Source organism: Clostridium manihotivorum, from assembly GCF_004015185.1.
Classification (GTDB): Bacteria; Bacillota; Clostridia; order Clostridiales; family Clostridiaceae; genus Clostridium_AR; species Clostridium_AR manihotivorum.
In genome coordinates, this window is record NZ_CP025746.1 from 1,924,042 (window position 1) to 1,939,038 (window position 14,997).

General features: G+C 30.9%; 12 protein-coding genes. 10 read left to right on the plus strand and 2 right to left on the minus strand.

The genetic code is table 11. From position 1 onward, the window contains the following. Nucleotides 1–125: 125 nt before the first annotated feature. Nucleotides 126–2,420, plus strand: coding sequence for an AAA family ATPase (locus C1I91_RS08605; RefSeq protein ID WP_128212517.1), 2,295 nt, complete (start codon nt 126–128; stop codon nt 2,418–2,420). A gap of 290 nt (nt 2,421–2,710) precedes the next feature. Here the strand turns inward: C1I91_RS08605 and C1I91_RS08610 are convergent, their stop codons facing one another. Beyond that, nucleotides 2,711–4,090 (minus strand): transposase family protein, encoded by a 1,380-nt coding sequence (locus tag C1I91_RS08610; protein WP_128212518.1) that lies wholly within the window; start codon nt 4,088–4,090, stop codon nt 2,711–2,713. A gap of 326 nt (nt 4,091–4,416) precedes the next feature. Here C1I91_RS08610 and spoIIAA point away from each other — a divergent pair, with 326 nt between their 5' ends. The 9 genes from spoIIAA to holA all read left to right on the plus strand — a co-directional run bounded on the left by spoIIAA (nt 4,417) and on the right by holA (nt 14,088). Continuing rightward, nucleotides 4,417–4,752 carry an anti-sigma F factor antagonist gene (gene spoIIAA / locus C1I91_RS08615; protein ID WP_128212519.1) on the plus strand — a complete coding sequence of 112 codons (336 nt, stop codon included), beginning with the start codon at nt 4,417–4,419 and terminating at the stop codon, nt 4,750–4,752. A gap of 16 nt (nt 4,753–4,768) precedes the next feature. Next, nucleotides 4,769–5,200, plus strand: a complete 432-nt coding sequence (spoIIAB, locus tag C1I91_RS08620; protein ID WP_128212520.1) for an anti-sigma F factor — start codon at nt 4,769–4,771, stop codon at nt 5,198–5,200. 10 nt (nt 5,201–5,210) lie between these two features. Beyond that, nucleotides 5,211–5,969 (plus strand): RNA polymerase sporulation sigma factor SigF, encoded by a 759-nt coding sequence (sigF, locus tag C1I91_RS08625; RefSeq protein ID WP_128212521.1) that lies wholly within the window; start codon nt 5,211–5,213, stop codon nt 5,967–5,969. 220 nt (nt 5,970–6,189) lie between these two features. Next, entirely contained in the window at nt 6,190–6,648 is a 459-nt protein-coding gene (gene spoVAC, locus C1I91_RS08630) for a stage V sporulation protein AC (RefSeq protein ID WP_128212522.1), read from the plus strand. A 165-nt stretch (nt 6,649–6,813) separates the two neighbouring features. Next, the gene (gene spoVAD / locus C1I91_RS08635) at nt 6,814–7,833 is read left to right on the plus strand and encodes a stage V sporulation protein AD (protein WP_128212523.1); all 1,020 of its coding nucleotides are present in this window, start codon (nt 6,814–6,816) and stop codon (nt 7,831–7,833) included. A 38-nt stretch (nt 7,834–7,871) separates the two neighbouring features. Then, on the plus strand, nt 7,872–8,231 hold the full coding sequence (spoVAE, locus tag C1I91_RS08640) for a stage V sporulation protein AE (protein ID WP_128212524.1): 360 nt from the start codon (nt 7,872–7,874) through the stop codon (nt 8,229–8,231). A 278-nt stretch (nt 8,232–8,509) separates the two neighbouring features. Further along, a complete protein-coding gene (locus C1I91_RS08645) occupies nt 8,510–11,089 on the plus strand; it encodes a P-type ATPase actuator domain-containing protein (protein WP_128212525.1) in 2,580 nt (859 codons plus the stop codon). A 220-nt stretch (nt 11,090–11,309) separates the two neighbouring features. Further along, on the plus strand, nt 11,310–13,070 hold the full coding sequence (locus tag C1I91_RS08650; RefSeq protein ID WP_128212526.1) for a ComEC/Rec2 family competence protein: 1,761 nt from the start codon (nt 11,310–11,312) through the stop codon (nt 13,068–13,070). Then, nucleotides 13,063–14,088, plus strand: coding sequence for a DNA polymerase III subunit delta (holA, locus tag C1I91_RS08655; RefSeq protein ID WP_128212527.1), 1,026 nt, complete (start codon nt 13,063–13,065; stop codon nt 14,086–14,088). The genes C1I91_RS08650 and holA overlap by 8 nt, the downstream gene beginning before the upstream one ends. Before the next feature lie 303 nt (nt 14,089–14,391). On the opposite strand, the gene rpsT is transcribed toward holA, so the two are convergent. Next, complete coding sequence (gene rpsT, locus C1I91_RS08660; protein ID WP_128212528.1) at nt 14,392–14,655, minus strand: 30S ribosomal protein S20; 264 nt, start codon at nt 14,653–14,655, stop codon at nt 14,392–14,394. Nucleotides 14,656–14,997 lie beyond the last annotated feature (342 nt).

Sequence of the window (14,997 nt, forward strand, 5' to 3'; positions counted from 1 at the left end):
TGGTAAAATTTACACCTAAAATTAAAAAAATAGAATATTAATATAGTAGATTACTTTATAGAGGAGGAAACTACTCTAATAAATTGGAAAAAGATTTGCCTTTTGCAATTTTTGAGTGGGACATTATGAAGAGAGAGTTAACTCCACAAGAGGTCATTTACAATGTTGATTTTAGTCAAGCTTCAAAAGCAGAGGATAAAAGATTTATACCAGAATATGCAGAAGTTTATAAGAGTCTAGAAACAGCTCTTAGAATCGAAAAGCAAGGGTTTAATGTTTATCTTATAGACTTGTTTTCAAAAGACAAATTAGAAAATATAATTAATTTCATTGAAGATATTTTTGTAAAAAAAGCTCCGCCAAAGGATATATGCTATGTTGTTTTAGAAGATGATAGATACCCTAAGCCTTTATTTTTAAGTAATGGAAAAGGAAAGCTTTTTAAAGAAAGGTTGGAAGGCATAAAGAATTTCTATCTTGAAAAAGTTTTTGCTTTTTACAATTCATCATCCAATAAAGAGAAAGAAAATATAATAGAGGAAATTCAGAAGAAGAGAAGCGATTATATTAGTAGCCTTGTTGAAATGGCTAAGACTGAAGGGTTTGATGTAAAGGCTACAACCAATGGCTTTGCTTTCATACCTCTTAAAGAGGGAGAGGCCATGACAGAAAAAGAATATGAAGGCTTGGAAGAAGTATCAAAGGATCAAATTGTAACAAAAGCAAGTAAGCTGAAGTATGGAGCTGAGGACGTTTTAGAACAATTAAAAGATATAGAGTTAAATTCTATTGATAAAATAAAAAAGATATTTAAACAGTATCTAATAGAAGAGTCCAAGGATATAAAGGAAGATGTATTTAAGGAGTTTATTGAAGAGAAGGAAGCCTTAGATTATCTAAATAAAATATGTGATTTGATTGAAAAGGAAGTCATAGAGAATTATTCTATGAACTATGAAGAGGATATAGAGAAAATAGAAGAACTAGCTAATAGACTACTGATAAATTTGTTAGTAGATAATAATGAAACAGAACATCCAAAAGTTGTTTTTGAAGAAGATCCTAGCATAACTAGTTTGATAGGAAGTATAGAATACGAAAACCATAATGGTGTATATACTACTGATATATCTCTAATAACTTCAGGTTCACTACTAGAAGCCAATGAAGGATGTCTTATAGTAAGAGCAAGTTCACTGCTTAACAATCCAGGAAGCTATTATTATCTTAGAAAAACCTTGATGAGCAATAAATTAAGCTATGATTATAATAGAGGTTATTTAGAATTCTTAGCACTTAATGGGCTTAAACCAATGCCAATAGATATAAACGTGAAGATTGTTATAATTGGTGACAGTGAAACTTACGATCTTTTATATACCTACGATGAGGACTTTAGAAATCTATTTAAAATAAAAGCTCAATATAATCCATATGTGAGTATAAATGAAGAAGTAAAGATGTCATTAATCTCCATAATAAAAGAGATAAAGGAAAGAAACAAACTTCTTTTAGTCAGTAATGAAGCTATAAATGAAATAGGAAAATATCTATCAAGAAAGGCTCAGGATAAAAATAAGTTGTTTATCGATGATGAGGAGATAAGCAGGATACTTATTTTATCAAATGATATTGCAAAGAAAATCGATAAGAGAATAATAGGAAAAAATGAGATAATTTCAGTAGCTTACAATGAAGAGCTTATAGAAAAAGAAATAATTTCTATGTTCAAGGAAAGGAAAATGATCATAGATGTTAAGTCTAAAATAGTTGGAAGTATAAATGGTTTATCAGTTTTAGATACAGGCTATTACAGTTTTGGAAAACCTACTAGAATAACCTGTGTATGTCATAAGGGAGTTGGCAGAATAGTTGATGTGCATAAGGAAAGCAACTTAAGTGGAAATATTCATGCAAAATCCATAGATATATTAAATGGTTTATTAAATAAGCTAATAGATCCTTACTCCAGGATTCCTGTAGATTTTCATGTTAGTTTTGAGCAAACCTATGGGATGCTAGAGGGGGATAGTGCATCTATAGCAGAGATTGTCTGCATGCTTTCAGCCTTAAGCAAGGTGCCAATAAAGCAGAGTATAGCAGTAACTGGTTCCTTAAATCAATTTGGTGAGGTTCAGCCAATTGGAGGAGTAAATGAAAAGATAGAAGGTTTCTATAAGGTGTGTAAAGCTATAGATAATGTATATGGAAAAGGAGTTGTTATACCATTTAGTAATATTAGTGACATAGTACTGAACAGCGAAGTGGAAAAGTCTATTGAAGATGGTGAATTCCATATTTACGCTATAAATGATATAGATGATGCTATTCAGATACTTATGGCAGAGGATACATGTACCGTTGAAGATATACTGAGTTCCATAAAAAGTGAAATAAATGCATATAATAAATCAAAATAATAAATGAAATTTATTTGCCTTCTAGATTTTCCTCATATGTATTGGAAAAGGCAGATACGCAAAAACACACTGAAGTAAGTTACTTCGGTGTCAGTATCAACGATTAAATTAATTTATGTTTAGAAAATCTTCTTAAATTGATTTTTTCTTTTTCAGAAAATTAAGAAAATATCTTTATTACGATAATTTTAAAAATAATATCTTAGGTTGCTTTGCAACCAATAAAATTTTTTTTATTTTTTTGTTCCATAGTCTTTCTTTTTATCATCACCTTTGTTAAAATTGTATTGTTATAGGTCGCGTATTTTTATATGTTGATTTAATCGTGATATATCTTCAGATATTAGAGTGTCTCGACGAAAAGATTCTAATATTCTTGAAGATATTTCTTTTATACCAACTTTTAATTCTCTTATTGCTACGCTACCGTTTTCTAAAAGTTGTCTTAATATGTCTGAGATCTGTATCAATAAATAGTGGTTTTTCATAGCTTGATAATTTAAACAACAAGCATGTTCTATATCATATCTTATATTCTTTTGGTTATTAAAACCTTCATTTTCAATTTTCCACCTACTTCTACCAGCAGATACAATTTTGAACGCATTTATTTTGGTAATCTGTATATTCGTAACAAAAACAAAGTTTTTGGACGTTTTTTCACGGCTGTCTTTATCTTTAGATTTCTTGAAAATTGTCTCAGTAAAGTCTACTGTATTAATAAATATATTTTTGTATGAGACTTCATTAATATAAGTTGCATCCCAAATAACCTCTTGTTCTGCCAAAACAAATTTAGAATTAAGTTCGTTGTTTTCAAAACCCTTTATAACCTGAATTTCTTCCCAGAGTTTTTGGGCTCTACCTTCTTTAAATCTAAAGATAAATTTCCAATTATACTCATCACACAATTGATATATTGGTTCACAAGCATATAGACTATCCCCTAGAAGACAGATATTTAGCTTTCTAAACTTGTATTTTAATTTTTTCATTAGCCTTTTAGCTGCATTTATTTCACAATCCTGTTTGCTGACGCTCTCGGTCTCATTTTCAACAAATTCAGTTAATATACTAAACACCATATCTCCTAAGACTAACTTTGCTTCTAAAACCGTATGATAGTATACAGTTTTTTCTACTTCTCCAGTTTCTTTATTTTTATATTCTTTTTTTAAGCAGTGATCACAATGCTTTTCGTTAAAAGAAAATAGTTGTGAACCATCAATGGCTATACACCAGTATTTATCCATCAATCTATATTTCTCTAAGGATCTTTTTTTAAAAAGTTCTCTTATCATGTAGTCTCTAATTTTTTCTAATTCACTTACTTCTAACTCTTTTAGAAAGTTATTAATTGTATCATAATGTGGTATTTCTTCTAAAGACTCATATCCTAATGACGCTGCAATATTTTCTATTACGGCGTCATTATTAAAATCTTTTGTCATTTTGTTCATGCTTACTATGCCTGAAACATTTTTCATTATTACCGTAAATAGTATTATTTCTGGAGTATAAGTAACATAACTCTGCTTTCTTTTGTCTTTTACAATAGCTAATTTTTTATTTAAATCTTTAAAAAAGTGGTTTTTAATTTTCGAAAATTCTCCGAAATAATTTATTTCTTTCTCTTTTTCTCTCTTTTGTTTTCTTGTTATTTTATCCATATTTAATCCCCGCAAACGTAGTAAATTAGGTGCTTTACCTTATTATATTATACCATATTTTATTGCATTTTTGGGGAATTTTAACTCGAAATATATTTACTCTTTAATGCTGCTTCGGTGTGTTTTTTTCTGTAAATGCAGATGGAGAAAAAAGCTCACTTCAGCCACTTTTTTATATATTTGCAGAATTAAATACCATAATTTACAAATATATGATAAATATGTTTGACTTATTACAAAAAATTATGTTAAAATTATGGAAAAAGAAGGAAGCTAAATTGGCGAAAGAGCTAAGGAGGTGGATTACTCTTAATAGAGTAATGCTTATGGAATTAAATTTTAGTAAAGTTGATAATAATTTAGTGGTAGCACTGACAGGTGAACTTGACCACCATAGTGCTGAGGAAATAAGAGTTAAAGTTGATGATAGAATTGATAGAGATGGAATAAATAATCTTGTCTTTGATTTTTCTAGGGTAACTTTTATGGATAGTTCAGGAATAGGCATGGTGATAGGAAGATATAAAAGGCTTTCTATTAGAAAAGGGAAGGTAAGTGTGGTAGCAGCAAATAAAAATGTAAAAAGAGTATTTGAATTGTCTGGCATGTTCAAAATTATTAATTACTACGAAAGCATAAATGATGCCATCAAATGCGGCTAATTAAGGGGGAATTAACATGGAAGGAAATAAAATGAAGATAGAATTTTTAAGTAAATCTCAAAATGAAGGTTTTGCCAGAGTTGCTGTAGCTGCCTTCATATCTCAACTAGACCCTACTATAGAAGAGTTAAGTGATGTTAAAACTGCTGTATCTGAAGCTGTGACCAATTCTATTATTCATGGCTACGAAGAAAAAGAAGATGGAGTAGTAAGCATAGAGACCATATTAGAGGGGAGTGAAGCAACCATCATAATTGAAGATCAAGGAATAGGAATAAAGAATTTAGACGAGGCAATGCAGCCCTTATATACTTCCAGACCGGATTTAGAGAGATCAGGTATGGGATTCACTGTTATGGAGACCTTTATGGATTCCTTAGAAGTATACAGTGATGGAGTAAAAGGGACTAAAATAGTTATGAAAAAAAAATTTAATTCTGTAGGTTAGGTGATAATCTATGGAAAATAATAATTTAAAAAAAGAAGAGTTCAATTATGATGATAATACCACACTGATAAGGCAGGCTAAAGCTGGTAGTGTAGAAGCTATGAATAGGCTTATTGAAATTAACATGCCTCTAGTTTCTTCAATAAGTAGAAAGTTTTTAAATAGAGGTTATGATTATGAGGATATATTTCAAATAGGTTCAATAGGACTAGTTAAGGCTATCAATAATTTTGATGATTCCTTCAATGTAAAATTTTCCACTTATGCAGTTCCAATGATAATAGGAGAAATAAAGAGATTTCTTAGGGATGATGGTTTTATAAAAGTATCTAGAAATACTAAAACCTTAGCCAGAAAACTTCACTTTAGTAGAGAGGAACTATCAAAAAAGTTAGATAGGGAACCTACTATTGAAGAATTGGCAGAATACTCTGGTGTAGAAAAGGAAGAAATCGTTTTTGCATTAGAATCAGCTAATAGTATGCAATATCTATATGACACTATACATCAAGATGATGGGTCACCAGTACTGCTTATAGATAAGATTGCTGAAAATGGTGAAGAAGATGCTGAAATGATAGATAGATTAGCTTTAAAGGAAGCTTTAAAGAGTTTGGAACCGAAGTCAAGACAAATTATATTACTTAGATATTTTAAGGATAAAACTCAAATACAAGTAGCTAAGATGCTTGGGATAAGTCAGGTACAAGTTTCTAGAATAGAGAAAAAGGTACTGCAACAAATGCGAAAAAAATTATCGGAATTTTAAAAAAACGGATGGATTGCCACCGTTTTTTTTCTTTTATAAAAGTTTTTTATTATTGGCAAATTTTCTTGCTTATAAATATATTACAAATCCATAAAATACACTTAGACGAAAAATTACACTAAAGAAAAAAATCAATTGAGTTTAGTATTATAATAAATTATTTCATAGAATAAGATACGCATAAAAGGGTTTAGTTCATTTCTTAGAAGGAAGGGATAAGATGGAGCCTAAAGAAGAACGTATAAAAAAGAGATTTGACAAGTTGTCCAAGGAATCAGAACCAAAACCAAAGCTTTTAAGGAACTGTATTAATGCATTTATTGTTGGCGGTTTAATTTGTGATGTAGGAGAGTTTTTTTCAAATACATTTTTATATTGGGGTATGTCCAAAGAAGATGCTGGGACCTGGGTAGCAATAGTTATGGTTTTTATAGGAGCTTTATTAACAGGTATAGGAGTGTATGATAAAATTGCGTCCTTTGCAGGAGCAGGTACTGTTGTACCTATAACGGGTTTTGCGAACTCCATAGTTTCTCCTGCTATAGAGTTTAAAAAAGAAGGTTATATATTTGGATTAGCAGCAAAGATGTTTACTATTGCAGGTCCAGTGCTAGTTTACGGAATTGGAACTTCCGTAATAGTAGGTTTGATATACTATGTTATCGGTATTATAATGTAAAACTTTGAAACTCTGTTTTTTTAAGACAGATGCTTTAAAAGTTACTAAATTAGGGTACTTTATTAAAACTTTTCTCTTAATTATATAGATAGAAAGGAGAGGCCAAAAATTTGAAGGTGCTAAAGTTTATATATTACATAATAAATTTTTGGCTATTAGATATATATGAACAATGAACAGAAAAAGGTAGGAAAACAAACCGTTAAACTACAGAATCCACCTAAGATAATATGTACTACCAGTATAGTTGGTCCAAAGGAAGGTGATGGTCCTTTAAAGGACTATTTTGACATAATACTTCGAGATGATACCAATGGGAAAGAAAGCTTTGAAAAAGCGGAGTCTTCCATGATGTACACTGCAATAAAAGAAACTATAAAAAAGGCAAAACTTGAGGAAAAAGATATCGATTATTTACTTGCTGGGGATTTACTCAATCAGCTTGCGTCTTCAAGCTTTGCTGCAAGGGATATGAATATACCTTTTATAGGTCTATATGGCGCCTGCTCTACCATGGCTGAATCTCTTGGGCTTGCATCTCTTCTTATGGATGGAGGATATGCAAAGTACGTTATAGCAGCAACCTCATCACATTTTAGCTCAGCTGAAAGGCAATTTAGATTTCCGCTAGAGTATGGAGCTCAAAGATCAGAGGTTGCTCAATGGACTGTTACAGGGGCAGGTTCCATACTTCTATCGAATGAAGGAGATAACCCATATGTAACTTACGTAACCACAGGAATAGTAAAAGATTATGGTATTAAGGATGCATCAAACATGGGAGCAGCAATGGCACCGGCTGCTGTAGATACTATCTATAGACACTTTCAAGATACAGGACGAACACCAGATGATTACGACATTATTGCCACTGGAGATTTGGGACTTGTAGGTAAAGAAATAACACAAAAGCTTCTTTTAGAATATGGTTATGATATTAAGGATGTTTACATAGATTGCGGAGCTGTTATTTATGATAATGAAAGGCAAAAGACTAACTCAGGAGCTAGTGGCTGCGGCTGTTCAGCAGTTGTGACTTGTGGCTATTTATACAAAAAGATGTTGAAAGGTGAGATTGGGAAGCTATTACTTGTTTCCACTGGAGCACTGATGAGTACAACAACTTCCCTTCAAGGGGAAACAATACCAGGTATAGCTCATGCAGTGGCCATTGAATATAGTTAAAATGAGATTCACAATCTTGAAAGGAGATAATAAATAATATGAGTGAATACATTTATGCTTTTTTAGTAGGTGGAACTATTTGTGTAATAGCTCAGGTGTTGATGGATAAAACTAAGCTTACTCCAGGAAGGATATTAGTAGCTTTTGTAACTCTAGGTGTCATATTAGGTGCTTTTAACATATATGATAAGATAATAGACATAGGAGGAGCTGGGGCTACTGTTCCTTTACCTGGTTTCGGCAATTCCTTAGCTAAAGCAGCTATAAAGGCAGTTAAAGAAAATGGCTTAATTGGTGCTTTCACAGGAGGAATCACTGGAACTGCAGGAGGTATTACTGCTGCAATATTCTTTGGATATATAATGGGGCTTATATTTAATCCAAAGACGAAATCATAAGAAGTATACTATAGATGTATCACTTCATGCTAAAATTTATGTCTTCAAATACTCTTCTCAAAACTCATAAGAGTTTGGAAAATAAGTTTTTGATTGAAGTGCTATATCATTAGTTAAAAATGCTAGTTCATTACATATAGGGTCTCTGTTATAATAAATAATACAAAGTAAATTAATTTGAGAAGTATAATTTTACTTTTTATATTTACTTGGTAAAGTGTGTTAGCAATATAGACGAAAATTAAAGTAACAAATAATTATAGCAGGGAGTAAATATAGTGGAAAGATGGTATAACATATCTTGGAATAAAGTCATAGATAAGTTGCAAAGTGATTTAAATAGAGGGTTAAGTAGTGACGAGGTAAGTAAGAGAAGAGAAGCAAACGGATTAAATATAATGCCAATAACTATTGAAGAAACTTCAAAGGTTATACTGATAAAGCTTCTTTTAAGGCCATGGTTTCTAATTATGCTTGCCACTACAGTACTTTTTATATTTTTTCATTTCTTTGTACAAGGTGTAATTATAGTATTATTGGCTATTTTAACAGTTGCTATAAGATATTATGAAATTGTTAAAAGTAGAAAAGAATTAAGTTTGCTAAATAGCCTAAACTATACCACTACAAGAGTTATAAGAAATGGAATTAGGGAAAATATTAATTCAGAAGAACTGGTTGTTGGAGATATTGTTGTTCTTACAAAAAACATGTTAGTTCCGGCAGATATAAGAGTGATTGAAAGTGAAGAGCTTAAAGTAAATGAAAAGAATGTTACCGGAGAAGAGTTTTTATGTGAGAAGTATGAAACTATGATAGAAGGGGCTGTCAACTCTCTGTCAGAAATGAAAAATATACTTTTCAAGGGAAGCACTATTGTAAGAGGGGACGGGTTAGGAATTGTAATAGCTATAGGTAGTAAAACTCAGCTAGGTAGGAATATGGCTCTTCTTAACAGTGCAGGTATTAGAAAAAATACCTTAGGAAGAAAATTAGAAGAGAAGATTAATACTGTTTTTAAGTACACATTGATTATTGCAGGTGTGGTAGCTTTAGCAGAGTATTTCTTTGCTGGGAGAAATAGTGGAATTAATTTATTATTAAACGAATTATATTCTTTAGAGACTGTAGGGTATGTAATTATAGTGATTTCATTTATATATCTTTATAAGAAGGAATTAGCATCAGAAGGGATAGAACTCATAAATCTTTCAGTTCTTGATATTGAAGAAAAGATAGATATAATCTTTTTAGAGAAGATAGGAGCTATATCAGTTAATAAGATGATAGCTAAGAAGATGTATACTGATGAAAAAGTTTATGGAGAAGATGAAGGGGACAATAATGATATAAACCTTCAAAGAATGATTAATATCGGACTTTTAACTAATAATGCCATATACAATGTTAATGATGACTCTGGAAAGGGAGATATAACTGAGATAGCCTTATTGAGACTGGGGGCAGGTAGAGGAATCTACAAGGGAATGCTTATGACCCAGCAGAGAAGGATTTTTGAGCTGCCTTATGATACAGAAAGAAGAATGGTTACAACTTTAAATAAGGTGGAGAAGAATTACAGAGTAAACACAAGAGGAGCTTTAGATGAAGTACTAAGCAGATGTACTCATATAATGAAAGAGGGAGTAGAAAAGGAAATAACAGAAGAAGATATAGAAAATATCAAAAACTGTGATTATAATTTTTCTAGTGAAGGGTTAATAACCATTGGATTTGCTTATCGTAGCTTTGGATATCAGCCTACCCCAGATGAAAATATAGAAAGTAATATGGTTTTTGTAGGTATTATGGCCTTTTTAAATCCAGTAGTACAAGATAGTGATGAAATAATTAAGACTCTGAAAAGAAATAATATAGCTCCTATGATAATAACAGAAGAGAACAAGATAGCTGCCGCAAAAGTAGCAACAGATATATCACTAATAAACAGTATAGACGAAGTAATATCAGGTGTTGAATTGGACTCATTAACTGAAGAAGAGATGATAAATGTACTTTCAAAAGTAAAGGTTTATTCTAGGATATCCTATGAGATGAAGAATAGGATAATCAATATGTTTATAAATGATGGATATAAAGTAGCGGTTGTAGGAGATAACCTAACGGACCTTCCATCCTTAAGTGCAGCTCAGCTTGGAATATCCAACGGAGAGAAATGTTCTAGTTTGGTTAAGAAACTATCAGACGTGTACATGAAGGAAGATTGTTTACATAAGTATTTGGAGTTAATAAAGAAGATAACTATATTGAGACGAAATCTAAGGATAGGAAAAAGTTTATTGATTTATTTAGTGTTACTACAGATTTCTTCCTTGGTAGTACCAAAAATCTTTGCCATTGACTTCAATAGGGACATGTTTTTAACTATTGTTGAAAATATATTACTGATTCCATTACTGGCAGTAGGGCTATTATTTAACAAAAGATATGTAATTAAGGAAAAAAGCTTAGCATATCTGGCAGGAACTGCTGTTTTACCAACTGTCATCTTTGCAGTCATATGTAAGATTACTAATTTCGTAAATTATGGACAGCTTATAACCCTATGTTTTTACCTTTTATTATTGTTAAAAGCATATATAGTATTTGATATTAACCTTAAACAATCTAAGAAGTTGTTGAAGTTTATAGGTTACGGTTTACCAGTATATATAGTTGAAGTCATCTTAGGATTGTATTTCTTGTATGGATTTAATTCAAAAGTGCTTATAATTGCAGCTGTTTTTATGATTTTATATGGAATTATTGAAATTTTTGCAAATAAGTGGAGAGAATATACAAGGAAAGCTAAGAAAGTCCTTTTAAACTTATATCACTTATATTATGAAAGGAATTAGTATTATATATAAAGCTTGTTATTGAATTATAAAGATGTATCACTTTCATAGAAAATCTATTTTCAAAAATCCTTTGGGTTCTGAGAAGATTAATTTGAAAATATAGGTTTTATTACAAAGTGTAATATCTATAGGATAAGTTAATGTATGAAGGATATTGTATAGTGAGTATATTTAAAGGTATTATTTTTATTAGTTTATATATGATATTTTGATTACTATGATAAATAAGATTATAAACAATGAAGAGGTTAAAAGACCAGCGGTTAATATACTAGTTTCATGTATTGCTGGGATTTTAACTTTCAATATAGTAAAAGTAAGTTTTCTTGGTGCAGTGCTTATAGCTGCATCATTTTTTTTAATACATTTTTTCATATATAGCAAAAATTTTATAGCAGTTATTATTATATTTTTTATAGCGTCCTATGTTAATTCTATGGTGTATTACAATTTTTACACCAATACAGAAGATGTTTTTAAGGTTGAAGTTTTGAATTCTAAAAGTAATATTTGTGAGATTGGCAGACAGAGCTTTAAGCTTCAGGGCAAGCTGCCAGAGCTTAAGGATGGTGGTAAATACGTTCTATATGGAAGGCTTGAGAGAAAAGCTGACTATGAAAAAGGGATAGTAGGAGCCATAGAAGTATCTAAATATAGTTGTTTAAAGAATGGATTTAGCGGCAGTTCAAACGAAAAGCAAGATGAATTTTATAATAGAATGAAAAAATATATAGGAGAAGATGGAACAGCTTTAGTCTGTTCAGCTGCCTTTGGATATACTAAATACTTAAAAGATGATGAAAATACATTGATGAGTAAGTTTGGAATAATCCATGTGGTGTCAGTGTCAGGCTTTCATATAGCCGTTGTATATTCAATCATAGAAAGGTTGCTAGGATTTAAGGTGGCTCTGTTAATAAGCTTTATATATACCATATTTAGTGGAGGAAAGTCATCTACCTGGCGAGCCTTCATAATGATACTTATCCTTAAGTTATCTAAAAAGCTGTATAGAAATTATGATTCTATATCATCCCTATGCTTTTCAGCAATACTTCTTTTATGTTATAAGCCTTATTATTTATATGACATAGGCTTTGAGTTGTCGTACCTATCAACCTTAGGTATATTGCTGTTTTATAATAAGCTTAGAAGAAAGTTTTATAAGCTACCGGAGCTGATAAGTGACACCTTTTGTATTTCTATTTCAGCTCAGGTATTTTCCTTTCCAGTAGCTACCTTGTCCTTAAATAACTTTTCACCTAACTTTATGTGGGGAAATCTATTTTTGCTGCCGATGTTTACAGCTATAGTAATACTTGGCAACATAGCGTTTCTGCTTATGTTTAATGATAAAGTATTTACGATATCGGCTTATATAATAAAGCTCTTTATAGTGGCACTGCAAGGAGGCATAAGCTTTATTGATCAGTTTTCTCTGAAGGTTACTACTATTAACTTTAATATAGTCTACGGATACTGTCTCATACTGATCTGTATTTATATGTATAGTAAAGGGTATAGGAAAGCTAAGGCTGTAGCATGGGCGGTATTTGTATGTGTAATCGTCTCTTTATATAGTTTTCAAACAAAGGTAACTTTAATTAATGAGAATAAAACTAAGGCATTATTGATAGAGCAGGGATTTAAGAGAATCTTAATCATCCCTAATTTAACTGGTTATAGTTATAATGTTATCAACAAAAAGTATTATCCAACTGAAAGTTTAAAGTGGGTAAATAAGCAGCCCTATGTTGAAGGTAATATTGCTGTCATGCCTAAAGATAAGGAAAAAGAGATAGTGATAGTGAACAAAGGAAAAAGCTACATAGTAGCTCTTAACAATCAGTGTTATATTTGCAAACAATACTATGATATAATAAAGACTAGTGGAAAGGGAGAGCTTATTTCAAGCAAAAAAGCCTCCGATGTTTTAAGCGATACTATAATTGAGTCTGAAGGTGATAACGGTGATTGATTTAGATGGATTAGAAAGTAAGATGAAAAAAGGCCTAGAAGGTGCATATGTCTTTGTAGGCTTAGATGAGATGATAATCAGTGAAAATATAGATAAGATAGTAGCTAAAACCGTAAGTGGTGAATTTAAAGATCTTAATTATATAAGAATAGATGGAATGAAAACCTCCTTCGATGAAATAATGAATGCCTGCGAAACCTTGCCATTTTTTGCAGATAAAAAGGTTGTTGTAATATATAGAGCTAATTTTATAAGAGATAAAAGTGATGCAGCGGGTACTAAAATATATAACCAGCTGGTAGAGTATTTAAAAAATGCGCCTTCTCATTGTATACTAGTTATGTACTATCTTTTAAATGATAAGAGAGAAAATCCTACTAGAAATAAAAAGCTAACTACCCTTGAAAAAAATGCTACAGTGGTAAAGGTTGATAAATTAAAGGGAGAAAGGCTTTATAAAAAGGTAGGATCTATATTTGAAGAGAGGGGAAAGAATATAGGTAAGGTAGAGTTAAGATATTTCTGTGATTCTGTAGAGAACAATTTTAATATAATTGAAAGAGAGATAGATAAGCTTATAAGCTATACAGAAGGTAGAGATATAACAAGAGAGGATATAACTAAGATGCTTCCTCATAAAAGTGAAGATGATGTATTTGATTTGGTAGACTTTATAAGTCAAAAGAAGTCAGAAAAGTCAATTGATATTATGAATGAGCTTATAAATAAAGGTGAGAATTTAATGCTTATACTGTCCTTAATACAATCCCAATTTACCATGTTGTACAAGATAAAGCTTGGTATGGAGAAGGGAAAAACTAAGGATGATCTAGCAAAGGAGATCAGAAGACCAGCTTTCATATGTGAAAAGCTCATGACTCAAAGTAGAAAGTTTTCTTACAAGCAGCTTTATAGCTGTATGAAGCTATGCATAGAAACAGAAAGAAAGCTAAAGAGTACAGCCTTTGACAAGAAAACAGAGATGGAAATTATGATAATGAGTACGTTGATGGTTTAAATAATTAATATTAATTTGTATATTAATAATTATTTGATTTAGCAATTATATTAAATAAATAGTCATGTATGTGTTTGGAACCGATCCTTCATGTACGTGACTTTTCTAATTTATAGAAGATTGTAAGCTACAATATGATTTAAGTTGTTTTGTTTAGTAAGGAACTATGCATTAGAAGGATAAAACTTCGAAAGTATTTAAAGCTTTTAAAGTATTTTGGGAAAATTACCAGCTGAAGATAAATAGAAGGGTAGTAGTTTTTGAAAAATAAATAACCGGTCTTTAGACCGGTTTACAAGCTTATTATGCTATAGTGTTTAACTTAGCAGCTAATCTTGATTTCTTTCTAGCAGCCATATTCTTATGGATTACTCCCTTAGCAGCAGCCATATCTAAAGCTCTTGCAGCGTCCTTGTAAGTAACCTTAGCTTCTTCAACATTGTTAGCGCCAGCAGCTACTTCAAACTTCTTTATAGCTGTTTTAAGAGCAGATTTTATTATCTTATTTCTTAAAGTCTTAGTTTCAATAACTTTTATTCTCTTTTTAGCTGATTTTATATTTGCCATTCATGTTCACCCCCTTCAATTTTATAGGGTCTCTGCAGTTTTTGGGGAAATCTGCGTACGAGTTCATATTCAACAAATGATATTATAGCATTGATAAGTGCCTAATTCAAGTACTATTTTATTTTTTTAAGCCATACTAGCTGGTAAATTCCAGTTAAAATTATACATAATAACGGTATCAGCGAATAAAGCTATAGCCTAATATCATTAAAATTCCCTATAATTATTCAAAATAATTATTCTACAAGAAAAATGTAGATGTATTAAATATACTAATACTTTAGCATAAAGGCAAGTAAATAAAGCGCTATTACTAATAATTCAAAATAACCAATAGTTTAA

Bases quoted from the DNA above. Each gene is read 5' to 3' on its own strand.
- C1I91_RS08605 (WP_128212517.1), top strand. From the start codon at position 126: ATGAAGAGAGAGTTAACTCCACAAGAGGTCATTTACAATGTTGATTTT.
- C1I91_RS08610 (WP_128212518.1), bottom strand. From the start codon at position 4,090: ATGGATAAAATAACAAGAAAACAAAAGAGAGAAAAAGAGAAAGAAATA.
- spoIIAA (WP_128212519.1), top strand. From the start codon at position 4,417: ATGGAATTAAATTTTAGTAAAGTTGATAATAATTTAGTGGTAGCACTG.
- spoIIAB (WP_128212520.1), top strand. From the start codon at position 4,769: ATGGAAGGAAATAAAATGAAGATAGAATTTTTAAGTAAATCTCAAAAT.
- sigF (WP_128212521.1), top strand. From the start codon at position 5,211: ATGGAAAATAATAATTTAAAAAAAGAAGAGTTCAATTATGATGATAAT.
- spoVAC (WP_128212522.1), top strand. From the start codon at position 6,190: ATGGAGCCTAAAGAAGAACGTATAAAAAAGAGATTTGACAAGTTGTCC.
- spoVAD (WP_128212523.1), top strand. From the start codon at position 6,814: ATGAACAATGAACAGAAAAAGGTAGGAAAACAAACCGTTAAACTACAG.
- spoVAE (WP_128212524.1), top strand. From the start codon at position 7,872: ATGAGTGAATACATTTATGCTTTTTTAGTAGGTGGAACTATTTGTGTA.
- C1I91_RS08650 (WP_128212526.1), top strand. From the start codon at position 11,310: ATGATAAATAAGATTATAAACAATGAAGAGGTTAAAAGACCAGCGGTT.
- rpsT (WP_128212528.1), bottom strand. From the start codon at position 14,655: ATGGCAAATATAAAATCAGCTAAAAAGAGAATAAAAGTTATTGAAACT.